Source organism: Streptomyces sp. NPDC031274, from assembly GCF_055570235.1.
Window position 1 is genome coordinate 255658 of the sequence record NZ_JBVIHP010000010.1, and the last position, 22077, is coordinate 277734.

Annotated in this window: 20 protein-coding genes; 14 read left to right on the plus strand and 6 right to left on the minus strand. The window is 68.8% G+C overall.

Annotated elements, in window-relative coordinates; genetic code table 11:
* The first annotated feature begins 178 nt into the window (after positions 1 to 178).
* A complete protein-coding gene (locus ACZ5CR_RS18735; RefSeq protein ID WP_468858729.1) occupies positions 179 to 964 on the plus strand; it encodes an SAM-dependent methyltransferase in 786 nt (261 codons plus the stop codon).
* 40 nt (positions 965 to 1004) lie between these two features.
* On the opposite strand, the gene ACZ5CR_RS18740 is transcribed toward ACZ5CR_RS18735, so the two are convergent.
* Positions 1005 to 1958 carry an EamA family transporter gene (locus ACZ5CR_RS18740; RefSeq protein WP_468858830.1) on the minus strand — a complete coding sequence of 318 codons (954 nt, stop codon included), beginning with the start codon at positions 1956 to 1958 and terminating at the stop codon, positions 1005 to 1007.
* A gap of 52 nt (positions 1959 to 2010) precedes the next feature.
* Between ACZ5CR_RS18740 and ACZ5CR_RS18745 the strand changes: the two genes are divergently transcribed.
* Complete coding sequence (locus ACZ5CR_RS18745) at positions 2011 to 2544, plus strand: MarR family winged helix-turn-helix transcriptional regulator (protein WP_468858732.1); 534 nt, start codon at positions 2011 to 2013, stop codon at positions 2542 to 2544.
* Positions 2545 to 2550: 6 nt separating this feature from the next.
* On the opposite strand, the gene ACZ5CR_RS18750 is transcribed toward ACZ5CR_RS18745, so the two are convergent.
* Positions 2551 to 2898 (minus strand): hypothetical protein, encoded by a 348-nt coding sequence (locus ACZ5CR_RS18750; protein WP_468858735.1) that lies wholly within the window; start codon positions 2896 to 2898, stop codon positions 2551 to 2553.
* A gap of 227 nt (positions 2899 to 3125) precedes the next feature.
* On the opposite strand from ACZ5CR_RS18750, the gene ACZ5CR_RS18755 reads away from it, so the two are divergent.
* From ACZ5CR_RS18755 to ACZ5CR_RS18780, 6 genes are all read left to right on the plus strand, one after another.
* Positions 3126 to 4136, plus strand: a complete 1011-nt coding sequence (locus ACZ5CR_RS18755) for a LacI family DNA-binding transcriptional regulator (RefSeq protein WP_468858737.1) — start codon at positions 3126 to 3128, stop codon at positions 4134 to 4136.
* 275 nt (positions 4137 to 4411) lie between these two features.
* Positions 4412 to 5842: an extracellular solute-binding protein gene (locus ACZ5CR_RS18760; protein ID WP_468858833.1), complete on the plus strand. Its 1431-nt coding sequence runs from the start codon at positions 4412 to 4414 to the stop codon at positions 5840 to 5842.
* The gene (locus tag ACZ5CR_RS18765) at positions 5842 to 6798 is read left to right on the plus strand and encodes a carbohydrate ABC transporter permease (protein WP_468858739.1); all 957 of its coding nucleotides are present in this window, start codon (positions 5842 to 5844) and stop codon (positions 6796 to 6798) included. Before ACZ5CR_RS18760 ends, ACZ5CR_RS18765 begins: the two co-directional genes overlap by 1 nt.
* 18 nt (positions 6799 to 6816) lie before the next feature.
* Positions 6817 to 7692: a carbohydrate ABC transporter permease gene (locus ACZ5CR_RS18770; protein ID WP_468858742.1), complete on the plus strand. Its 876-nt coding sequence runs from the start codon at positions 6817 to 6819 to the stop codon at positions 7690 to 7692.
* A gap of 80 nt (positions 7693 to 7772) precedes the next feature.
* Complete coding sequence (locus tag ACZ5CR_RS18775) at positions 7773 to 9380, plus strand: glycoside hydrolase family 13 protein (RefSeq protein ID WP_468858743.1); 1608 nt, start codon at positions 7773 to 7775, stop codon at positions 9378 to 9380.
* Between the two features lie 113 nt (positions 9381 to 9493).
* Complete coding sequence (locus ACZ5CR_RS18780; RefSeq protein ID WP_468858746.1) at positions 9494 to 11701, plus strand: discoidin domain-containing protein; 2208 nt, start codon at positions 9494 to 9496, stop codon at positions 11699 to 11701.
* Here ACZ5CR_RS18780 and ACZ5CR_RS18785 read toward each other — a convergent pair.
* Positions 11689 to 12891, minus strand: coding sequence for an MFS transporter (locus tag ACZ5CR_RS18785; RefSeq protein ID WP_468858749.1), 1203 nt, complete (start codon positions 12889 to 12891; stop codon positions 11689 to 11691). The two genes, ACZ5CR_RS18780 and ACZ5CR_RS18785, sit on opposite strands and share 13 nt — an antisense overlap.
* Before the next feature lie 73 nt (positions 12892 to 12964).
* Between ACZ5CR_RS18785 and ACZ5CR_RS18790 the strand changes: the two genes are divergently transcribed.
* The 6 genes from ACZ5CR_RS18790 (at position 12965) to ACZ5CR_RS18815 (ending at position 19728) form a co-directional block, all read left to right on the plus strand.
* A complete protein-coding gene (locus ACZ5CR_RS18790; protein ID WP_468858751.1) occupies positions 12965 to 13723 on the plus strand; it encodes a DeoR/GlpR family DNA-binding transcription regulator in 759 nt (252 codons plus the stop codon).
* 4 nt (positions 13724 to 13727) lie between these two features.
* A complete protein-coding gene (locus ACZ5CR_RS18795) occupies positions 13728 to 14381 on the plus strand; it encodes an HAD family hydrolase (RefSeq protein ID WP_468858753.1) in 654 nt (217 codons plus the stop codon).
* 174 nt (positions 14382 to 14555) lie between these two features.
* Positions 14556 to 15968: a family 2B encapsulin nanocompartment shell protein gene (locus tag ACZ5CR_RS18800; protein WP_468858756.1), complete on the plus strand. Its 1413-nt coding sequence runs from the start codon at positions 14556 to 14558 to the stop codon at positions 15966 to 15968.
* A gap of 117 nt (positions 15969 to 16085) precedes the next feature.
* Positions 16086 to 17342 (plus strand): family 2 encapsulin nanocompartment cargo protein terpene cyclase, encoded by a 1257-nt coding sequence (locus tag ACZ5CR_RS18805; protein ID WP_468858758.1) that lies wholly within the window; start codon positions 16086 to 16088, stop codon positions 17340 to 17342.
* Between the two features lie 14 nt (positions 17343 to 17356).
* A complete protein-coding gene (locus ACZ5CR_RS18810) occupies positions 17357 to 18241 on the plus strand; it encodes a geranyl diphosphate 2-C-methyltransferase (protein ID WP_468858767.1) in 885 nt (294 codons plus the stop codon).
* A 170-nt stretch (positions 18242 to 18411) separates the two neighbouring features.
* Complete coding sequence (locus tag ACZ5CR_RS18815) at positions 18412 to 19728, plus strand: cytochrome P450 (protein WP_468858773.1); 1317 nt, start codon at positions 18412 to 18414, stop codon at positions 19726 to 19728.
* 42 nt (positions 19729 to 19770) lie between these two features.
* On the opposite strand, the gene ACZ5CR_RS18820 is transcribed toward ACZ5CR_RS18815, so the two are convergent.
* The 3 genes from ACZ5CR_RS18820 to ACZ5CR_RS18830 all read right to left on the minus strand — a co-directional run bounded on the left by ACZ5CR_RS18820 (position 19771) and on the right by ACZ5CR_RS18830 (position 21422).
* Entirely contained in the window at positions 19771 to 20151 is a 381-nt protein-coding gene (locus tag ACZ5CR_RS18820; RefSeq protein WP_468858776.1) for a hypothetical protein, read from the minus strand.
* 290 nt (positions 20152 to 20441) lie between these two features.
* Complete coding sequence (locus ACZ5CR_RS18825; RefSeq protein WP_468858779.1) at positions 20442 to 21071, minus strand: alpha-ketoglutarate-dependent dioxygenase AlkB; 630 nt, start codon at positions 21069 to 21071, stop codon at positions 20442 to 20444.
* Positions 21072 to 21155: 84 nt separating this feature from the next.
* Positions 21156 to 21422 (minus strand): GlsB/YeaQ/YmgE family stress response membrane protein, encoded by a 267-nt coding sequence (locus tag ACZ5CR_RS18830; protein WP_383331823.1) that lies wholly within the window; start codon positions 21420 to 21422, stop codon positions 21156 to 21158.
* Positions 21423 to 22077 lie beyond the last annotated feature (655 nt).

A 22077-nucleotide genomic window follows, 5' to 3' on the forward strand; every position in this document is an offset into this window, starting at 1 on the left:
CTCTCGTCTGGATCAGGCCGGATCCAAACGAGAGGCCCTAGAGCCCGCGACGAACTCTCTCACCAGCCGGAACAGTTGACCTTTCCACCTGTAGGCTCGGACGATCCTTGCCGCCTCGGGCGGAGCGTACGTCGCCCGCCGCTCATCGAGACGGGTCAGACACGTAGTGGAGCCATGGATGACTGCAGAAGACGCCAACGCCCTCATCGACACCAGCAAACCGCACCCGGCGCGTGTCTACGACTGGCTTTTGGGCGGCAAGGACAACTACCTCGTCGACCAGGAGCTCGGCGAGAAGCTGCCGCCCGAGGCACGCGCGAACGCGGGGCGGAACCGGGCGTTCATGCACCGTGCCGCCGCCTGGCTGGCTGACAACGGTGTCAGGCAGTTCCTCGACATCGGCACCGGCATTCCCACCGCGCCGAACCTCCACCAGATCGTCCAGGGGATCGCTCCCAGCTGCCGGGTCGTGTACGCCGACAACGACCCCATCGTGCTGCGGCACGCCGAAGCCTTGCTGGTCAGCAGCCCGGAAGGTGCCACGGACTACGTTCAGGCGGATGTGCGCGAGCCCGAGACGATCCTCGACCACGCCCGGGGACTTCTGGACTTCAACCAGCCCATCGCGCTCTCCCTCATCGCCCTGATGCACTTCATCACCGACGAAGAGGACCCCTACGGCCTCACGCGCACCCTGGTGAACGCGCTGCCGTCCGGCAGCTATCTGGTGCTGTCCCACGGCACCACCGACGAGCACCCCGACCTCGCGGATTCCGTCACCGACACCTACAAGAAGGGCCGGGTGCCCTTGAGGATGCGGCGCCGAGCCGAGGTCGAGCGCTTCTTCGAGGGACTGGAACTGGTCGAGCCCGGCCTGGTGACGGCGACGCACTGGTACAAGGATTCGCCCGCGCCGAAGCCCGAGTTGAGTGGCTTCTACGTCGCGGTCGCCCGTGTTCGGTGACGTCGGCCACGGCTATGTGGTGCTCACGGCTGCGTGATGTTCACGGCTCCGTGATGCCCGACGCCGTCTGCGGACACTCGTCGGATGCGGGACGGGGAGGCGTCTGACCGCTGCCGCGTCGGGCAGCGCGTGTGGGTCGGCCCGCGCGTGTGGCCCGGCTCGCGCGTGTGGGCCGACCCAGGACGACTCCGACCAGGACGAGTGCGAGGCCGCAGAGCTGCTGGACCGTCAGCACCTCTCCGGCGACCGCAGTGCCGAGCAGGACGCCGGTGACGGGGTTGAGCAGTCCTATCAGGCCCACCGTCCCCGTGGGCAGGTGCCGCAGCCCGGTGAACCAGGCGGCGAACGCCAACGCGGTGGCGACCAGGGCGACGTAGCCGAACGCGAGAAGCGCCGATGTGGAGAGTGCGGGCGGCGGCCCCTCCACGGCCGCGGCGACCGGCAGCAGGAACAGGCCTCCGGCGGTGAGCTGCCAGGCGGTCGAGGCGAGCACGTCGACATCGGCACTCCATCGCTTGGTCAGGATGTAGCCGAAGGACGACACCAGCATGGCCGTGGCCGATGCGATGACTCCCGGCACGCTCACTCCTCCCGTGCCGGTGAGCAGCATGAGACAGACCCCGCCGAGCCCGATCGCGGCGCCGGTCAGGTGCGCGATGCCGGGCCGCTCGGACACCAGGGCCCAGGCGATGAGCATCATCGCCAGCGGAGACACGGCCATGACGGTCGAGGCGATGCTCGTCGGGAGCAGTTGGGAGGCGGCGTAGACGAGCACGAAGAACACGCTCACGTTGAGCAGCCCGAGCACCGCGGACCGCCACCACCACGCGCCGCGCGGTCGCTGCCTGCACAGCCCCAGCAGGACGAGCCCTGCGGGCAGTGCTCGCAGGGCGGCCCCGTAGAGCGGGCTGTCCGCGGGCAGGAACTCATGGGTGACGAAGTAATTGGCCCCCCAGGCCACCGGCGCGACCGCGGTCAGTGCGACCCAGCGCATATTGGCTTCCATGGAAGCCAATATAACTTCCTGGGAAGCTATATTGGTGTGCATGGACGACCACCCGCGACCGCTGGACCGCGTAGCCCGCATCCAGGCCGACTGGCGCCGCGAGCGGCCCGACGTCGACGTCTCCCCGCAAGGAGTGATCGGCCGACTGCACCGCCTGGCCGATCAGCTCACCGAGGAACTCTGCCTCGTCTACGGCCGCTACGGCCTCAACGAGGGAGAGTTCGACGTCCTGTGCGCGCTTCGCCGCGCCGGTGAGCCCTACGAACGCGCACCCGGTGAACTCGCCGCCCACACCATGGTCACCACCGGCGCGATGACGAAGAGAATCGACCGCCTGGAGCGGGCCGGACTCGTCGCCCGCCGCAGGTCCGACGACGACCAGCGCGGCCGGATCGTCGCCCTCACCCGCCCCGGACGCGAACTGATCGACCTGGCGTTCACCGACCACATGCGCAACGAGCACCGCCTGCGCGACCTGCTGACGTCCGCCGAGAGCGAGGCGCTCGAAGAGCTGCTCACCACCTGGCTCTCCCGCATGGAGAATGCGCGTCCGGGTCCGCCCGAGGGCGAGTGACCGGGATCAGGAGAACAGGATCGACCGGAGCTTTAACCTCTCGCTCGCGCCGCCGGTGTAGGGGCGCAGCGTGAAGTTGTCGCCGGAGCAGTCTGCGTTCGTGAAGACCATCGCGTAGGAGCCGGTGCGGTTCCTGGGGGAGTGGGCGGGCGGTTGGGTGTACTCCTGGGCCGCCTCGGCGAGCGTGATGCACTCCCCGCTGGCCGGGTCGTGCAGGGTGACCCGCCCTTCGTCACCCGTACTGCTGACGTAGGTGTAGCTGAAGTCGCCCTCGGCCGCGTAAGCGGAGCCGGGCACGGTCAGGAGCAGCGCGGCGGCACCGGCCGCTGCGGCCAGCGAGTGACGAAGGCGCATGGATCGTTCTCCTTTGCTGGGGGTGGCACGTGAACGCATCCCGCATTCCCGTCCTGACCAGCAGGGATACCTGAGTTCGCGGACATCCGCCGCCGAAACGATCCGCCGTCACCCGTTCGGTCCTCGGTGGCGCCCGGAGCGGGTCGCCTGCCTGTCATGTGGAGCGATCCCAGCCAGATTCAGCAAGTACGCAAACAGCACGCAAGAATTGCACTATTCTTGCATTCATGACACGACGACTTGCTCAGGTGGCGCGGAAGGTCGGGGTCAGCGAGGCCACGGTCAGCCGAGTGCTCAACAACAAGCCCGGGGTCTCGGACGCGACCCGGCAGTCGGTGCTCTCGGCCCTGGATGTCCTGGGGTACGAGCGGCCCACCCAGCTGCGTGGCGAGCGGGCACGGCTCGTGGGTCTGGTGCTGCCCGAACTGCAGAATCCGATCTTCCCGGCGTTCGCCGAAGTGATCGGTAGTGCGCTCGCCCAGCAGGGGCTGACTCCGGTTCTGTGCACCCAGACCAAGGGCGGGGTCTCCGAGGAGGATTACGTCGAGTTGCTGCTGCAACAGCAGGTGTCCGGCGTCGTGTTCGCCGGTGGTCTTTACGCGCAGGCGGACGCCCCGCATGAGCACTACAAGCGGCTCGCGGCGAGGAAGATCCCGGTGGTTCTCGTCAACGCGGCCATCGAGCGGCTCGGATTCCCCGCGGTGTCCTGTGACGACGCCGTCGCGGTCGAGCAGGCCTGGCGCCATCTCTCCTCGCTCGGCCACCGCCGCATCGGCCTGGTGCTCGGGCCCGCCGACCACATGCCCTCGCAGCGCAAGCTCGCCGCCGCCCGGGTGATCGCCGAGCAGGCCGGTGGCGAACTGCCCGAAGAGCACATCTCGCGGGGCATGTTCTCGATCGAGGGCGGCCAGGCCGCCGCCGCGCGGCTCCTGGATTCCGGGGTCACCGGCATCGTCTGCGCGAGCGACCCCCTCGCCCTGGGCGCGGTGCGTGCCGCGCGCCGCCGCGGACTCGGCGTCCCGCACGACGTGTCGGTGGTCGGCTACGACGACTCGGCGTTCATGACCTGCACCGACCCTCCGCTGACCACCGTGCGTCAGCCCATCGAGGCCATGGGGCGCGCCGCGGTCGAGATCCTCACCCTGAAGATCGGGGGGAGTGCGGTGCCCACGGAAGAACTGCTCTTCGAGCCGGAGTTGGTGGTGCGCGGCTCGACGGGGCAGCCGCCGCCGGAGTAGGCGGCACAGAAAGGGCTTGTAGCCGGCTTGGCGGTCATTGCTCTCGTACTGTCAATTTCTTTCAATCATCGCGCGAGATATTGCGCGGATCTGCCGTCGGTGCTTGAGTGAGCGCCGCCACACAGTCCGCGCAGCTGTGGGCTTCCTGCTCCTGCCATGCCGTCCCGCCCCCATGGGCAGGCGGCGCTGTCCAAAGGGGTCCACCGATGAGCAGCTCCGGAATGACATATTTCCGACGTATACGCCGCCGCACGCGAAGCAGCGCGCCGAACCGCATGCCGAGCGGTGCGGTCGGCCGCACCACGATCCGCGCCCACCGCCGTACGGCCACGGTCGCCGTAGCCTCCGCGCTTGCCCTCACCGCCCTCGCGGCCTGCGGCACCAGCAGCAGCGACAGCGGCGATTCCGGCGGGGACGACAGCGGCAACGCGGCCAACGCCGCCGCCCCCCTCGACCCGAAGACCAAGGTGACGCTCACCATCGACTGCATGCCGCCGGCCGCCGAGAAGGCCGAGCTCAAGCAGTGGAAGGAGGACGTCGCGGCGTTCAACAAGAAGTACCCGAACGTCACGATCAAGGGGAAGCAGACCGACCCCTGCCTGGAGCCTCCCCGCTTCACGGCGATGCTGAAGGCGAAGTCCCAACCGGACGTCTTCTACACCTACTTCACCGACCTGCAGCAGGTCATGGACAACGACGGCGCGCAGGACATCAGCGCCTACGTCAACGACAAGTCCGTCCCGGCCCTCGGGGACATGGACCCGAACGTCCTCAACGTCCTGAAGAAGGACGACAAGCTCTACGGCCTGCCCTACAGCAACTACACGATGGGCCTGCTCGTCAACCGCAAGCTCTTCAAGAAGGCCGGGCTCGACCCCAACTCGCCCCCGACCACCTGGGCCGAGGTCCGCACGGCCGCCAAGAAGATCGCCGCCCTCGGCGACGGCGTCTCGGGCTTCGGCGAGTACAGCGCCGGCAACAACGGCGGCTGGCACTTCACCGCCACCACTTACGGCCTCGGCGGCGACATCGTGAGCAAGGACGGCAAGAAGGCCGCCTTCAACAACGACACCGGCAAGCAGGTCGTCGACAACCTCAAGGCCATGCGCTGGGACGACGACAGCATGGGCAAGACCCAGCTCCTGAAGTGGGGCGACCTGCAGAAGCAGATGGCCGCCGACAAGCTGGGCATGTTCCTCGCCGCGCCCGACGACATCACGTACATGGTGCAGAACCTCGGCGCGAAGTACGACGACTTCGGGATGGGCCCGATCCCCGGCCAGAAGGCCACCCTCTTCGGCGGCAACGACTACATGATCAAGAAGGGCAGTTCGCCCGACCAGATCAAGGCCGCGATCGCCTGGATCAACTTCAAGTTCCTCCAGCCCGGCAAGGGACAGTTCGACTGGGCCCGCACCAAGGCGGACGGACTGCCCGTCGGTCTGCCGCAGCCGAACTTCTGGACCGGTGAGAGCAAGACCAAGGACGACAAGGCGCGCAAGGCCAGTTCGACCATGCCCGTCGAGAACTTCCAGGCGTTCACCGACAAGCCCGTCACGGGCAAGGCCGAGCCGCCCAAGGCCCAGGAGGTCTACAAGGTCCTCGACACCCTGATGTCGGCCGTCCTCACGAACGAGAACGCCGACGCGGACAAGCTCCTGAAGACCGCCGAGCAGCAGGTCAACCAGGTTCTGGCCAACCAGTGATGTCCGCACCCACCCTCTCCAAGAACAAGGCCCGGCCGTCCCCGCAGACGGACAGCCGGGCCGCCCGGCCCGAACACGGCGCGTTCCGCCAGGCGTTGAAGCGCAACCTCACCGCCCACGGCTTCCTGATCGGCGCCCTCCTGTGCTTCGCGATCTTCTCCTGGTATCCGATGGTCAGGGAATTCGTCCTGGCCTTCCAGAAGACCGAGAACGGCGAGACGGTCTGGGCCGGCTGGTCCAACCTCACGTACATCTTCAACGACCCGGCCTTCTGGCAGGCGTGGCGCAACACCCTGCTGTTCACCGCGCTCGCGCTGGTCCTCGGCTTCGCCGTCCCCTTCGTCATCGCGCTCGTACTCAATGAATTCCAGCACGGCCGCGGATACTTGAGGCTGCTCGTCTATCTCCCGGTGATGCTGCCGCCCGTGGCGTCCGTCCTGCTCTTCAAGTACTTCTACGATCCCGGATACGGCCTGTTCAACCGCATCCTGGAAGCCGTCGGCCTGCCCGGACAGGCCTGGCTGCAGGACACCGGCACCGCGATGGTCTCCGTGGTCATCGCCGCAACCTGGATGAACATGGGCGGTGCGACGCTGATCTATCTGGCGGCGCTGCAGTCCATACCGGGCGAGCTGTACGAGGCGGCCGAGCTGGACGGTGCGGGCATTCTCCGCAGGATCTGGCATGTCACCATTCCGCAGACCCGGCTGATTCTCTCGCTGATGCTGCTCCTGCAGATCATCGCGACCATGCAGGTGTTCGTGGAGCCGTTCCTGCTCACCGGCGGCGCGGGCCCCGAGGGCGCGACCCTGACCGTCGTCCACCTCATCTACCAGTACGCCTTCACCTTCAACAACTACGGCAGCGCGGCGGCTCTCGGCCTGATTCTGCTTGTACTGCTCGCCGGATTCTCGGCGGCGTACACGCGACTGAGCCGCGCAGGCAGCGAAGACTAGCCGGGGGAGACGACGGACATGAGCACACGCACCTTGATCTCCCCGGCCCAGCTGGCCCGCCCCCGCGGCAAGGTCCTGTACTGGACCTCCTTCACCGTGGTGACGATCGTCTTCACTCTGGTCTTCATCGGCCCGCTGTACTGGATGGTCGTCAGCGGCCTCAAGTCGCCGCAGGAATTCGCCCAGACACCACCGACCCTGGTCCCCGACTCCATCCATCCGCAGAACTATGCGGACGCCTGGGGCGTGATGGACCTGGCCCAACTCCTCTTCAACACCCTCTACTACGCGTTCGGCGCGCTCGCCTTCCAACTGGTCTTCGACGTGGCCGCGGCCTACTCGCTCTCCAAGCTGCGGCCCATATTCGGCAAGGCGATCCTCGGGATGATGCTGCTCACCCTGATGATCCCGGCCACGGTCCTGGTCGTACCGCAGTACCTGACCGTCCTTGACGTGCCCGTCGTGGAGCGCAACCTCATCAACTCGCCCTGGGCGATCTGGCTCCCCTCGGTCACCAACGCCTTCAACATCTTCCTGCTCAAGCGGTTCTTCGACTCCATCCCGCGTGAGCTCCTGGACGCCGCCGCCATCGACGGCGCCTCGTCCCTGCGCACCCTGCGCTCCGTGGTCCTGCCGCTCTCCCGGCCGATCCTCGGTGTCGTGTCGATCTTCGCGGTGGTCGCGGTCTGGAAGGACTTCCTCTGGCCGATGCTCACCCTGCCCGACCCCGGCAAGCAGACCGTCAACGTCGGCATCTACTCCCTGGCCGCCAGCGTCTCCGAGAACTGGCTCCTGGCCGCCCTCGCCATCGCCTCGCTGCCGACCCTGATCATCTTCCTGATCTTCCAGCGCAACATCATGAGCGGCCTGACCGCCGGCAGCCTCAAGGGCTGACCCTCGGGCCCACCCCGCGCACCCCGCCACCGGCCGACGGCCGCGGCGACGGGGTCCCACCTGCCCGAAAGGAACCTCACGTGGCAGACACCTCCCCGACCGATGCCTCCTGGTGGCGCTCGGCCGCCATCTACCAGGTGTACGTACGCAGCTTCGCGGACGGTGACGGTGACGGCACCGGCGACCTCGCCGGCGTCCGGGCCAAGCTGCCCTACCTCGCCGAACTCGGCGTCGACGCGCTGTGGTTCAGCCCCTGGTACCTCTCACCCATGGTCGACGGCGGTTACGACGTCACCGACTACCGCGTGATCGACCCCGCGTTCGGTACCGTCGCCGAGGCCGAGAAGCTGATCGCGGAGGCCCGCGCGCTCGGCATCCGCACCCTCGTCGACATCGTCCCCAACCACGTCTCCGACCAGCACGCCTGGTTCAAGGCCGCGCTGGCCGCAGGCCCCGGCTCTCCCGAACGCGACCTGTTCCACTTCCGCCCCGGCCGCGGCGCACACGGTGAACTCCCGCCCAACGACTGGCCGTCGCAGTTCTCGGCGACCGCGTCGACCTGGACCCGCGTCGAGGACGGCGAGTGGTACCTCCACCTCTTCGCGCCGGAGCAGCCCGACCTCAACTGGGCCCACCCCGCGGTCCGCCAGGAGCACGAGGACGTCCTGCGGTTCTGGTTCGAGAGGGGCGTGTCAGGCGTACGGATCGACTCCGCGGCCCTGCCCGCCAAGGACCCCGCCCTGCCCGACTTCATCGAGGGTATCGACCCGCACCCCTTCATCGACCGCGACGAACTCCACGACATCTACCGCTCCTGGCGCGCCGTCGCCGACGAGTACGCGGGCGTCTTCGTCGGCGAGGTCTGGCTCCCCGACGCCGAACGCTTCGCCCGCTATCTGCGCCCCGACGAAATGCACACCGCCTTCAACTTCTCGTTCCTTTCCTGCCCTTGGGACCCACAGCGGCTGCGTACGTCCATCGAGGCCACCCTCGCCGAACACGCCCCGGTCGGCGCCCCCGCCACCTGGGTACTGTGCAACCACGACGTGACCCGCACGGTCACCCGCTACGGCCGTGACGACACCGGCTTCGACTTCACCACGAAGAGGTTCGGTACCCCCACCGACCTGACGCTCGGCACCCGCCGCGCCCGCGCCGCCGCCCTCCTGGCCCTCGCTCTGCCCGGCGCGGTCTACATCTACCAGGGCGACGAGCTGGGCCTGCCCGAGGCCGAGATCCCCCTGGACCGCATCCAGGACCCCATGCACTTCCGCTCCGGCGGCACCGACCCGGGCCGCGACGGCTGCCGGGTTCCCCTGCCCTGGACGGCCACCGAACCGCACGCGGGCTTCGGCTCGATGACCGGCCCCTGGCTGCCACAGCCGGAGGGCTGGCCCTCGTACGCCGCCGATCTCCAGGCCGCTGATCCCCACTCCATGCTCATGCTCTACCGCGCCGCACTGCGTCTGCGCCGGGTCGAACCCGGTTTCGGCGACGGCCCGTTGGCTTGGCTGCCCGCCCCCGACGGCGTCCTCGCCTTCCTGCGCGAGCCGGGCCTCGCCTGCGTCGTCAACCTCGCCCCCGCTCCCTGCGAACTCCCCGCCCACACACGCATCCTGCTGGCCAGTGGCCCTTTGGACGACGAGGGTCGTCTGCCGCGGGACACGGCGGCCTGGTTGCGCATCTGACGCTCCGCACCGCGCCGCCACCGCCGCCCCCATCCCTCACCCCCTCACCCCCTCACCCCCTCACCCAAGATCGAGCACTGACCTCCCCACTCACAAGGAAGGTGCACAACTCCATGTATAGATCTGGCAGGAGCACGCAAAGACCCATCCGTAAGTGGTACGCCGCCGTGGCCGCCGCAGGCCTCGTCGGCACCCTCGTCACCGGCGTCACCGCCACCGGCGCGCAGGCGGCAGGGGCGGCCGAGGCGGCTTCGGGCGCCACGCTGCCGTTCACCTCCGTCGAGGCGGAGAGCGCGACCACGAACGGCACCAAGATCGGTCCCGACTACACCCAGGGCACGGTCGCCTCGGAGGCGTCGGGCCGTCAGGCGGTGCGTCTCGCGGCCGGGCAGAGCGTCGAGTTCACGCTCACCAAGGCCGCGAACGCGCTCAATGTCGCCTACAACGTCCCCGACGGCCAGTCGGGCTCGATGGCCGTGTACGTCAACGGGCAGAAGATCTCCAAGACGCTGGCCGTCACATCGAAGTACAGCTACGTCGACACCCCCTGGATCGCGGGCGCCAAGACCCACCACCTCTTCGACAACGCACGGCTGCAACTCGGTCAGAACCTGCAGTCCGGCGACAAGGTGAAGCTGGAGGCCTCCTCCACCCAGGTCACCGTCGACGTCGCCGACTTCGAACAGGTCGCGGGAGCCGCTGCGAAGCCCACGGGCGCGCTCTCGGTCACCGACAAGGGCGCCGACCCCACCGGGCAGGGCGACTCCACCCAGGCCTTCCGCGAGGCCATCGCGGCGGCCAAGGGTGGCACGGTGTGGATCCCGCCGGGCGAGTACAAGCTCACCCAGTCACTCAACAACGTCGACAACGTGACGATCCGCGGTGCGGGCAACTGGCACTCGGTCGTGCGCAGTTCACGCTTCATCGACCAGTCGGGCGCACCCACCGGCAAGGTGGGGCTGCATGACTTCGCGGTGATCGGCGACGTCACCGAGCGGGTCGACAGCAGCCCGGACAACTTCGTGAACGGATCGCTCGGCCCGAACTCCACCGTCTCCGGAATGTGGCTGCAGCACCTCAAGGTCGGCTTCTGGCTGACGGGCAACAACGACAACCTGGTCGTGGAGAAGAACCGCATCCTCGACATGACGGCCGACGGCCTCAACCTCAACGGCACGGCCAAGGGCGTCAGCGTACGGAACAACTTCCTGCGCAACACCGGTGACGACGCCCTGGCGATGTGGGCTCTCAACACCACCAACAGCGACTCGACCTTCGCAGGCAACACCATCTCGCAGCCCAACCTCGCCAATGGCATCGCCATCTACGGCGGGCGCGACATCACCGTCAAGGACAACCTGATCCTCGACACCAACGCCCTGGGCAGTGGCATAGCCATCTCCAACCAGAAGTTCCTGGACCCGTTCTTCCCGCTGGCGGGCACCATCACGGTCTCCGGCAACAGCCTCGTCCGTACCGGGGCCATGAACCCTAACTGGCAGCACCCGATGGGCGCGCTGCGCGTGGACGCGTACGACAGTCCCATCGAGGCCACGGTGAACATCACCGGCACGACGATCACCGACAGCCCCTGGAGCGCGTACGAATTCGTGTCGGGCGGCGGCACCGGCAAGGCCGTGAAGAACGTGAACATCAGCGGCACGACCATCGACAAGGTGGGCACGGTCGTCGTCCAGGCCGAGACGCCCGGCGCGGTGAAGATGTCGAACGTGAAGGCCACGGGTGTCGGCGCGGCCGGTGTCTACAACTGCCCCTACCCGACCGGTTCCGGCACCTTCAGCCTGACCGACGGCGGCGGCAACTCCGGCTGGGACAGCACCTGGGACGACTGCTCGGCCTGGCCCAAGCCCGGCGCCGGCAACCCCGACCCCGATCCGGACCGCAACCTCGCCAAGGGCCGCCCGGCCACCGCGACCGGATCCGCCGACGTCTACACCCCCGCCAAGGCGGTCGACGGTGACGCGGGAACGTACTGGGAATCCACCAACAACGCCTTCCCCCAGTCGGTCACCGTCGACCTCGGCAAGTCCGAAGCGGTCCGCCGACTCGTCCTGAAGCTGCCGCCGTCCGCGGCCTGGGGGGCCAGGACGCAGACCCTGTCCGTCCAGGGCAGCACCGACGGCACCTACAGCACGCTGGCCGACGCGAAGGACTACCGCTTCGACCCGGCGAGCGGCAACAAGGTGACCGTCACGCTGCCCGCCTCCGTACCCGATGTCCGCCATCTGCGGCTGCGTGTCACGGCCAACACGGGCTGGCCCGCGGCACAGTTCAGCGAAGTGGAGGCCTACCTCTCCTGACCTCCCGCTCCCCGCTCGCTCACGGCTGTGGCCGGGACGGGCGGGGTACGCAGGATCCCGGCGGTGCAGGCGGCAAGGACGCAGAACGCCACGGGCAGGAAGAACGTGAGGTTGAGCGGGACGACCTGCGTGAGCGGTCCGATGACGGCGGGCCCGGCGAGCATGCCGAGGTAACCCAGGCCGGCGACCCGGGAGACGTTGGCCCCGGCGGCGTCCTGATCGGCGTGGCCCGCGGCACTGAAGAGCTGCGGGATACAGCCGGAGAGCCCGATCCCGAACACCGTCCAGCCGATCAGGGCCAGCGGTGTCCAGGGGGACAGCGCGGCCACGGCCATGCCGAAGGCCGCTGTCGACGCGCCGTGGCGGAGTACGGCCACCGGGCCGTAGCGCGCGGCCACGCGGTCGGCGAGCAGACGGCCGACGGTCATGGCTGTGGCGAAGGCGCCGTAGGCGAGGGCGGCGGTCGCGGCCGGCGCGTCCAGGGTGTCCCGCAGGTGGAGCACGCTCCAGTCGTTGGCGACGCCTTCGCAGAGCATGAGCATCAGGGCGAGCGCGGCCAGTATCCAGATGCGCCGCGGCGTCGTGCGCCGGGGCGCCGCCTCGGTGGTGACGCCGAGACCGGGGGTCGCCGCCGGGGGCGTGAGCAGTGCGGGGGCGGACAGGGCGGCGACCGCCAGACCGAAGAGGGCGACGGCGCCCAGGGTCACCGCCGGGCTTATCTCCCAGCTGAGGGTGCGTGCGCCCACGAGCGCGGCGAGGACACCGCCGATGGAGAAGGTGGCGTGGAAGGCGGACATGACGGGCCGTTTGTAGCCGCGCTCGACCTGGACGGCATGGGCGTTCATGCTGACGTCCAGGCAGCCGTTTCCGAAGCCGAGCACCAGCAGCGCCGCCCCCAGCGTCCAGGCACTGGTGGCCAGCCCCGGCAGCACCACCGCCGCACTGCACAGCGCCGCGCTGACGGGGACGACGGTGCGTGCGCCGAAGCGGTCGGTGAGCGGACCGACCAGCTGCATGCCGACGAAGGCTCCCGCGCCGAGCAGCAGCAGGAGCCAGCCGAGAACGGCGTGGCTGATGCCGACGCGGTGCTCGACGGCCGGGATGTGGACGATCCACATCCCCATCAGGAAGCCGTTGAGGGTGAAGTAGGCGAAGGTGGCCAGTCGGCCTGAAAGCAGCGATCTTTCCATGCCGAAGAACATAACGAACATGACGAGTGTTCGGAAGCTTGCATTGCGAACATCGGTATTGTTCTATTGCGGCATGGTGAGCACAGACCGACTGAGGCAGATCAGCGATGCCGTGCGTGAGGCGGGCCGGATGGGTGTCGCGGACCTCGCGGAGCTGACCGGCGCTTCGGAGATGACCATCCGTCGCGATCTGGAGACCCTTGCGGACCAAGGCGTACTGGAGCGCTATCGCGGCGGAGCGAGGAGCCTGCTGCTGCGGGGCGAGGAACCGCCCTTCGCGCTCCGGGCGCAGGAGGGCCTGGAGGCCAAGCGGCGCATCGCCGCCGAGGTCGCGGGCCTGATCGCTGACGGCGAGTCAGTCGTCATCGACAGCGGCACCACCTGTCTGGAAGTGGCCCGCGCCCTCGAGCGGCGCCGCCTGACCGTGCTGCCGCTGTCCCTCCATGCGGTGAACGCGCTGACCGGGGCGCCGCAGTTGACGCTCCTGGTCCCGGGTGGTCGACCCCGGCCCGGCGAACTGGCGCTGACCGGGCCGCTGACCGAGGCGTCACTGGCGGCCCTGCGCTTCGACACCGCGGTCATCGGCTGCTGCGGACTGAACGCGGCACACGGCCTGACCGCGTACGACTTGGACGACGCCGCGGTCAAACGCGCCGCGATCGCCTCGGCCCGCCGCGTCATCGCCGTCGCGGACGCCCCCAAGCTCTCCCGCACGGCCCTCGCCCTCGTCGCTCCCGCCGCCGCTCTGCACGCCGTCGTCACCGACGAGGCCGCCGCGCAGGAGGAGACCGACGCGCTGGCCGCCGTCGGCGTCACCGTACGAAAGGTGTGAACCCGTGTCCGGCCCGCCCGAGCTTCCCGAGGTCGTGCTCTTCGACCTGTTCGGCGTCATCGCGCGCCACCAGTCCGCCGAAGGCAAAGAGCGCCTCGCCCGTACGGCTGAGGCCCCCGCACCGGCGTTCTGGGACGCCTACTGGGCGCGGCGACAGCCGTACGACAGAGGCGAGTTGACCGGACCTGCCTACTGGCGCCAGGTGGCGGACACTCTCGCCATCCGTTTCGACGAGCGCCGGATCGCGGAACTCGTAGAGGCAGATGTCGCCAGTTGGAGCGCCGTGGACGGGACCATGGTCGCTCTGGTCGAAGAGCTCGCGGCATCCGGCCGTCGCATCGCACTCCTCTCCAACATCCCTGAGGAACTGGCCACTTACTACGAAACGCACCACCACTGGCTCAAGCGCTTCTCCCTCCGTGCCTTCTCCTGCCGCATCGGCCATGCCAAGCCGGAGCCAGGGGCCTACCAGTGGTGCCTGGACGCCCTGAGCGCAGCACCGGATCGCGTCCTCTTCGTCGATGACCGCGAGGAGAACATTCGCGCCGCTGAGGCGACCGGCATACGGGGTCACCTGTTCACCACTCCCGCGCGACTGAGGGAAGCCCTCTCGGCCACTGGCCTGAACGCCGTGGGTCGTTCGGATAAACCCCGGTAGAAGCAAGATCACCGCTTCGAGTGCTGCTAACGGTCTTATCGGGCGAGCGAGGCACGACGACCGTTAAATGGTCCACGGATCTGGACGAAATCCAAGAGATTACCCCTCTACCTCCAGTTTCGTCGGTTGGCGCGCCTGTGGCCATTACCTCCCTCGCTAAGGAGAGCTCGCCCGATGACCGTTGACACCAGCCCGGAAGCGCAGTTGGAGCCGCCGAGGCAGTCCAGCTTGGGCACCGCGGCTGCCCGTAACCTTGCCACCACGACCAAGTCCGCCCCGCAGATGCAGGAGATCACCTCCCGCTGGTTGCTGCGGATGCTCCCGTGGGTGGAGACAAAGGGCGGCGCCTACCGGGTGAACCGGCGGCTGAGTTACACCGTCGGCGACGGGCGCGTCGAGTTCGTCCAGGACGGTGTCGACGTCCGGGTGATCCCCCGGGAACTGGGCGAACTGGCCCTGCTGCGCGGCTTCGACGACGTGGAGGTGCTGACCGCGATCGCCGACCGGTGCGTCCAGCGCGACTTCCGCGCCGGCGAGGTGCTTGTCGAGCGCGGTACTCCCGCCGGTCAGCTCCACCTGATCGCCCACGGCCGGATCAACCAGCACTCCGTCGGCAAGTACGGCGACGAGGTCGAAGTCGCGGTCCTCGCCGACGGCGACCTGTTCGGCGAGAACACCCTGCTGGACACCGACGCCAGATGGGACGCCACCGCGACCGCGGAGACCGCCGGCACCCTGCTCACCCTCTCCCGCACCGACTTCGCCGCCGTCCTGTCGACGGCGCCGAGCCTCCAGGCTCACGTTGACGAGTTCAGTCAGCTTCCCCTGCAACGTCAGAACAAGCACGGCGAAGCCGAGATCGCGATGTCGGCGGGACACGTCGGCGAATTCGCACTGCCGGGTGCCTTCGTCGACTACGAACTCAAGCCGCGCGAGTACGAACTCTCCGTCGCACAGACCGTTCTGCGGGTCCACACGAGGGTCACCGACCTCTACAACGGGCCGATGAACCAGACCCAGGAGCAGCTCAGGCTCACCATCGAGGCGCTGCGCGAGCGCCAGGAGCACGAGCTGATCAACAACCGGGAATTCGGCCTGCTCCACAACGCCGACTTCAAGCAGCGGATCCAGCCCCACTCGGGCCCGCCGACCCCGGACGACCTCGACGAACTGCTCTGCCGCCGCCGCGGCACGAAGCTCTTCCTCGCACATCCCCGGACGATCGCGGCGATCGGGCGCGAACTCAACGCCCGCGGGATCTATCCGGATCACGTCGACCTCGGCGGGCAGCAGGTGCCTGCCTGGCGCGGGGTCCCGATCCTGCCCTGCAACAAGATCCCGATCACCAAGGAGCAGACCAGCTCGATCCTCGCCATGCGCATCGGCGAGGACAACCAGGGCGTCATCGGTCTGCGCCAGACCGGCCTCCCGGAGGAGTACGAGCCGGGCCTGTCGGTGCGCTTCATGGGCATCAGCGAGCAGGCGATCCTCTCGTACCTGGTCAGTACGTACTACTCCGCCGCCATCCTGGTGCCCAACGCCCTCGGTGTCCTCGAGAACGTGCAGATCGCCCGCAGGCGCGACTAGAGCATCCGTCGTACGGCCACGACAGCCCGGACCTTCCCGGGCCGGGCGCGCATGCCCGGATCCGGAAGAGGCCGCCCCGTCCCGACAAGGCCACCCCATCCCGACAAGGAGCCACGGATGCCCGATCCCGGGTCTTCCCCTCTGCACGCGAGCCCGCCCGCCGCCGCGGCCCGCCCCGGGGCCCCTGTCCCCGCGTGCACCCCCGGAGTCCTGCCCGGCCCGCCCGCTGTCCCCCTGCCCCTGCCTGCCGCGGAACCCGTGCCCCTGCCCGACACCGAGCCGGACCCGGTCCTGGAGCGGGTGCTGCGCGGTCCCAGCGGTCTGGGCACGGCGAGCTTGTTTCCGGGTCGCCGCGAGGAGCCGTCGACACCCGCGGCGGTCGAGGCACCGACGGAGGCACTGCACATCCCGGGGCTCTACTACCACCCGGTGTCGGAGCCCGACCCGGCGCGGGTGGACGAGGTCAGCCGCCGGATCAAGGACTGGGCGGTCGACGAGGTCGAGCTGTTCCCCGACGAGTGGGAGGGCCAGTTCGACGGCTTCTCCGTCGGGCGCTACATGGTCGCCTGCCACCCGGACGCGCCGACCATCGAGCACCTGATGGTCGCCACCCGGCTCATGGTCGCGGAGAACGCGGTCGACGACTGCTACTGCGAGGACCACGGAGGTTCGCCGATCGGCCTCGGGGGGCGTCTGCTTCTGGCGCACACCGCGCTCGACCCGCTGCACGCGACGAAGGAGTACCAGCCCCAGTGGGCCCAGTCGCTCCACGCGGACGCGCCGCGGCGCGCCTACCGCTCCGCGATGGAGTACTTCGTCCAGCAGGCCACCGGCTCCCAGGCCGACCGCTTCCGGCACGACATGGCGCGGCTGCACCTGGGATACCTCGCGGAGGCGGCCTGGGCCCAGACGGACCACACGCCCGAGGTGTGGGAGTACCTGGCGATGCGGCAGTTCAACAACTTCCGGCCCTGCCCCGGCATCACCGACGCCGTCGGCGGCTACGAACTGCCGACGGACCTGCATGCTCAGCCCGCCATGCAGAGGGTCCTCGCGCTCGCCGGGAACGCCAGCACCATCGTCAACGACCTGTACTCGTACACCAAGGAACTCGCCAGTCCCGGACGGCACTTGAACCTGCCCGTGGTGATCGCCGATCGGGAGGGCATCTCCGACCAGGAGGCCTATCTCAAAGCGGTCGAGGTCCACAACGACCTCATGCGCGACTTCGAGACCGAAGCCGCCGCCCTGGCCGCCTCCTGCCCCGTCCCGAGCCTGATGCGCTTCCTGCGGGGCGTGGCCGTATGGGTCGACGGCAACCACTACTGGCATCAGACCAACACCTACCGATACAGCCTGCCCGATTTCTGGTAAGGACGGAATCACCTGTGACCAGCACTGAGTTCACCACTGTCGACAGCCCCTCCGCGTTCGTCCCCGCCCCGGCGACGCCCTATCAGGGCGACATCGCGCGCTACTGGAACAACGAGGCCAGGCCCGTGAACCTGCGCCTCGGCGACGTCGACGGGCTCTATCACCATCATTACGGCATCGGCGACGTCGACCACGCCGCCCTGGGCGACCCCGACGACAGCGAGCGCGAGAAGAAACTGATCACCGAGCTCCACCGCCTGGAGTCGGCGCAGGCCGAAGTCCTCCTGAACCACATGGGATCCGTCGGGAGTGACGACACGCTCGTGGACGCCGGGTGCGGCCGCGGTGGTTCGATGGTCATGGCGCACCAGCGATTCGGGTGCAAGGTCGAGGGCGTCACCCTGTCGGCCAAGCAGGCCGACTTCGCCAACCAGCGTGCCCAGGAACTCCGTATCCAGGACCACGTCCGGGCCCAGGTGTGCAACATGCTCGACATGCCCTTCGAGACAGGGCAGGCCGCGGGCTCGTGGAACAACGAGTCGACCATGTACGTCGACCTGCACGACCTCTTCGGTGAGCACTCCCGGATCCTGGAGGTCGGCGGCCGCTATGTGACCATCACCGGCTGCTGGAACCCGCGGTACGGCCAGCCCTCGAAGTGGGTCTCCCAGATCAACGCGCACTTCGAGTGCAACATCCACTCCCGCCGGGAGTACCTGCGCGCCATGGCCGACAACCGTCTCGTACCGCAGGCCGTCGTCGACCTGACGCCCGCGACCCTGCCCTACTGGGAGCTGCGGGCCACGTCGTCCCTGGTCACCGGCATCGAAGAGGCGTTCATCAACTCCTACAAGGACGGCTCCTTCCAGTACGTCCTGATCGCGGCCGACCGCGTCTGACCGACCGCGGACCACCGGCCGGCGTTCACTGACCGGAGGGGCCGGGCCCGTCACCCGGCCCCTCCGGCGCGCCCCGACGTGTACTGTCGCGTGCCGCTCCCGCTGCCCTACAGTGCGTGACGCCTCCACCCGCCCGTGCCGACGTACAGCCGTCGAACAGGAGCAGTCCCGTGGCCACCCACGCCCGCGCCGGTTCCGTCCCTTCGCCTCCCGGGCGCCAGGTTCCCGAGCTGGATCCCGCCCTCGTCGAACAGTGGCAGGCCGGGGGAGGGGAACTCATCGACCTCTTCGCCGAGGCGCGCGAACGGCTCGGCGGTGTCGCCGCGTTCCGGCTCGGGCCGCGCCCGACCGTCCTGATCACCGCCCCCGAAGCCGTGCAGCACGTGCTCGCGCTCAATCCCGGCCGGTACGTCAAGCGTTCACACCGCGCGCGACTGCTGATCGGCGACGGAGTGCTCGCCGCGACGGGGGAGGCGTGGCAGCGCCAACGGCGTTTGCTGCAGTCCCAGTTCACAGGCCCGGGCATGCGGCGCTACGAGCAGCGGATCGCCGAGGCCGCCCGGACAACGGCGGAGCGCTGGGCCGGGTACGCCCGCACCGGGCAGGTCTTCGACGTCGGCGACGAGATGCGCCGTTTCGCCCTGGACACCATCTGGCGCTCCCTGACCGGACATCCCCTCGACCCCGAGGCCGAGCGTGAACTGGCCGCCGTGCCCGCCGTGGTGGCCGCACTGCCCAGCCTGCCCGCCGACGGCATCGCGGCCCAAGGGGCGGTCGCCGATGAGCTGGCCAGAATCGACGCGGTGGCGAGCCACGCCATCGCCGCCGCGCGCGACGCCGAGGCCGGACCCGACGGTCCCGGCCTGCTGCACGTCCTGCTCGAGGCGGCCGAAACGCGTCCCGAGTACACGGACCGGCTGATCCGCGACGAGCTCGTCACCCTCCTTGTCGCCGGGCACGAGACCACCGCCACGACCCTGACCTGGCTCTACCTCCTGTTGGACCGCAACCCGGAGGCGCGGGAGCAGGCTCTCGCCGCCGGAGCCGAAGGCGGGCCCCAGCGGCGGCAGGCTCTCCAAGCGCTCGTCCACGAAACGCTGCGGTTCTACCCGTCCGCCTGGATGCTGCCGCGCAGCGCAGCGCAGGACGACACCCTCGCCGGGTACGAGATCGAGGCGGGCACCGACGTACTGGTCTGCCCCTACCTCACGCACCGGGACCCTGAACTCTGGGAAGACCCGGGACGATTCGATCCGGAGCGCTTCACGACCCCCGGGCGGCGCCCCACTCACCCGGGAAGCTACTTCCCGTTCGGCGTCGGCCCCAGGGCCTGCCTGGGCCTGCAGTTCGCCCTCCGGGAGTCGACCGTCCTCCTCGAGCACCTGCTGTCCGCCCACGTCCCGCACTTCCACTCCACCCCGACCAAGGCCGCGTACAGCATCACGGTGCGCCCCGACGGCCCGACGCCCGCGGTGTTGGGCGACTAGGGCCTGCCCACAAGCGCACGGCAGGACGACGCGCGCCCAGCCTCATTTCTGAGCCCTCTCCAGTTCGTCATGGTGGTGGCGCAGCCGGATGCTGACCGTTCCCGCCGTGAACAGCACGCTGCCTATCGCTGTCAGAGGGAGGGAAACCACCAAGGCCGCCAGTGGTTGGGGCCAGTTCCGGTCCGACGCGCACTGCGCTGCCTCGTTGTACGCGGCATTGGAATTCTCGAAGTAGAGGTCCCGGGGTTCGGAGTTGACCGGGGCTGGGCAGTCGATTTTGTTGTACGTGGACTCGTACGACGTGAACAACTGCCACGCGGCATAGAGCCAGAGCAGCAAGGCGCAGCCAAGGAGCCCGATTCCCCAGCTCTGCAGTCGGCCGGCCCGCGTCCGGAAGTTCTGTTCGACCGCCAATGGGTGCACGTGCGTCTCCTCGTAATCGACCTTGAGTCTTGAGTGGTCCGGGAGACTGTAGCGGCGGCCATGAGATGAAGCCCATCAAAAAGCCCCGGTCTCGTGAGAGACCGGGGCTTGTCGCGAGCGCTGGGCAGGCCTTGCACCTGCATTTCCCCGCAGGAAGCGGGGCGTCTTTCCTTGGACGACCAACGCCGGGCCCGCTGCCAGGAGTTCCTGGCTGCAGGCGCAAGATCAACTATAGCGCACGAGCCGGGGTTGCCGCACGCCGCGGCGAGTTGTGTCAGAGGAACGACCGGTCACTGCACCCCGTGCGGCCGGAACTGGACGCTGATGCGCCCTCCGGAGACCCGGGTCGACTTGGGGATGGCGTGCTCCCAGGTGCGCTGGCAGGAGCCGCCCATCACGATCAGGTCGCCGTGCCCGAGCGGGCGTCGGACGGTCTCGCCGCCGTGGCGAGGGCGCAGCAGCAGGTCGCGGGGTGCTCCCACGGAGAGGATGGCGACCATCGTGTCCTCGCGGGCTCCCCGGCCGATGCGGTCGCCGTGCCAGGCCACGCTGTCGCGCCCGTCGCGGTAGTGACACAGGCCGGCCGTTGTGAACGCCTCGCCGAGCTCGGCGGCGTAGTGCGCGGAGAGTGCCTGCCGGGCCTCGTCGAGAACGGCGTGGGGGAGTGGTTCGCCGGCGCGGTAGAAGGCGAGCAGGCGTGGCACGTCCACGACCCGCTCGTACATCTGCCGTCGTTCGGCCTTCCACGGGACGTCCGTGGTGAGCCGCTCGAACAGGACGTCGGCGCCACTGAGCCAGCCCGGCAGGAGGTCTATCCAGGCCCCGTCGCCGAGGACTGTCCTGCGGATCCCGTCCAGGCTGCCCAGGCGTACGTCGTCGCTCTGATCGAAGAGTGATCCCTGGAGCTGGTGCGTTGCCATACGGCCAGTGTACCCAATGATTCGAACGTGTGAACTAATTCGAATATCGGCCGTACTCGCCCACTCGTCCGCCGTCAGGGCTGGTCAGCGGGACCGCTGCCCGGAGAGCAAGCGGTAGATGAACAGGACGATCACCGAACCGATGATGGCGGCGATCCACGTGGACAGGTGGAAGAAGCCGTTGATCGAGTGGACACCGAAGATCAGCTTGCCCAGCCAGCCGCCGAGCAGCCCGCCCACGATGCCGATCAACATCGTCACCAGGCAGCCTCCCGGGTCCTTGCCGGGAGTGAGGGCCTTGGCGATGGCGCCCGCGATGAGGCCGATCAGGATCCAGGCGATGATGCCCACGAGTGTGTTCCTTTCCCTTGTGTGCGTGTCGGCTCTCGGTCTGCCGTCCGACACCACTGAGGCAAATGTCCATCGCGGGGCCCCTCACTCGGGACCAAAGTCATCGGTCGCGGGCCGAAGGTCACTCCCATGCCAGCCAAATGGGTGAAGGCCGCTCAGGAGCGGCCCTGCGGACGTGGCCAGGCGGAGTGGGTGGAGCGTCGCTCTGTCACCCCGTCACGAAATGCGGCCCACGTCGGCTCACGCTATAGATGTGAAGAGAGCGTTGCAGGCTCTCCATGAATTCGGGGTCGTGGGCATGTCAGTGAGGGGCAGGCGAGTAAAGAAGCTGCGAGGAGGACGCTGCCCATGCTAGTTGTCGCTCTTTTGCTCTTGCCGGCCATGGGGCTCCTGATGATCGCCATGGACCGCATCGAGGATCTGATGAACGGGGAAGCGTCGCCGAGACACGGCCGACGGGTACGTCACCTTCGCCTCATCCATGGAGGAGAGCGCCCGGCACAGCACCGGACGTCCGCCGCCTCCGAACCGCGCAGAGACGCGGCCTGACGCACGAGAAGACGGCGCAGGGGGGGGGGGGGGGGGGGGGGGGGGGGGGGGGGGGGGGGGGGGGGGGGGGGGGGGGGGGGGGGGGGGGGGGGCGGAGGGGGCGGGT

Excerpts from the sequence above, each read along its gene's own strand:
- ACZ5CR_RS18760 (WP_468858833.1), top strand. The coding sequence starts at position 4,412 with ATGCCGAGCGGTGCGGTCGGCCGCACCACGATCCGCGCCCACCGCCGT.
- ACZ5CR_RS18740 (WP_468858830.1), bottom strand. The coding sequence starts at position 1,958 with ATGCGCTGGGTCGCACTGACCGCGGTCGCGCCGGTGGCCTGGGGGGCC.
- ACZ5CR_RS18805 (WP_468858758.1), top strand. The coding sequence starts at position 16,086 with ATGCCCGATCCCGGGTCTTCCCCTCTGCACGCGAGCCCGCCCGCCGCC.
- ACZ5CR_RS18750 (WP_468858735.1), bottom strand. The coding sequence starts at position 2,898 with ATGCGCCTTCGTCACTCGCTGGCCGCAGCGGCCGGTGCCGCCGCGCTG.
- ACZ5CR_RS18755 (WP_468858737.1), top strand. The coding sequence starts at position 3,126 with ATGACACGACGACTTGCTCAGGTGGCGCGGAAGGTCGGGGTCAGCGAG.
- ACZ5CR_RS18785 (WP_468858749.1), bottom strand. The coding sequence starts at position 12,891 with ATGGAAAGATCGCTGCTTTCAGGCCGACTGGCCACCTTCGCCTACTTC.
- ACZ5CR_RS18825 (WP_468858779.1), bottom strand. The coding sequence starts at position 21,071 with ATGGCAACGCACCAGCTCCAGGGATCACTCTTCGATCAGAGCGACGAC.
- ACZ5CR_RS18770 (WP_468858742.1), top strand. The coding sequence starts at position 6,817 with ATGAGCACACGCACCTTGATCTCCCCGGCCCAGCTGGCCCGCCCCCGC.
- ACZ5CR_RS18765 (WP_468858739.1), top strand. The coding sequence starts at position 5,842 with ATGTCCGCACCCACCCTCTCCAAGAACAAGGCCCGGCCGTCCCCGCAG.
- ACZ5CR_RS18735 (WP_468858729.1), top strand. The coding sequence starts at position 179 with ATGACTGCAGAAGACGCCAACGCCCTCATCGACACCAGCAAACCGCAC.
- ACZ5CR_RS18745 (WP_468858732.1), top strand. The coding sequence starts at position 2,011 with ATGGACGACCACCCGCGACCGCTGGACCGCGTAGCCCGCATCCAGGCC.
- ACZ5CR_RS18790 (WP_468858751.1), top strand. The coding sequence starts at position 12,965 with ATGGTGAGCACAGACCGACTGAGGCAGATCAGCGATGCCGTGCGTGAG.
- ACZ5CR_RS18800 (WP_468858756.1), top strand. The coding sequence starts at position 14,556 with ATGACCGTTGACACCAGCCCGGAAGCGCAGTTGGAGCCGCCGAGGCAG.
- ACZ5CR_RS18780 (WP_468858746.1), top strand. The coding sequence starts at position 9,494 with ATGTATAGATCTGGCAGGAGCACGCAAAGACCCATCCGTAAGTGGTAC.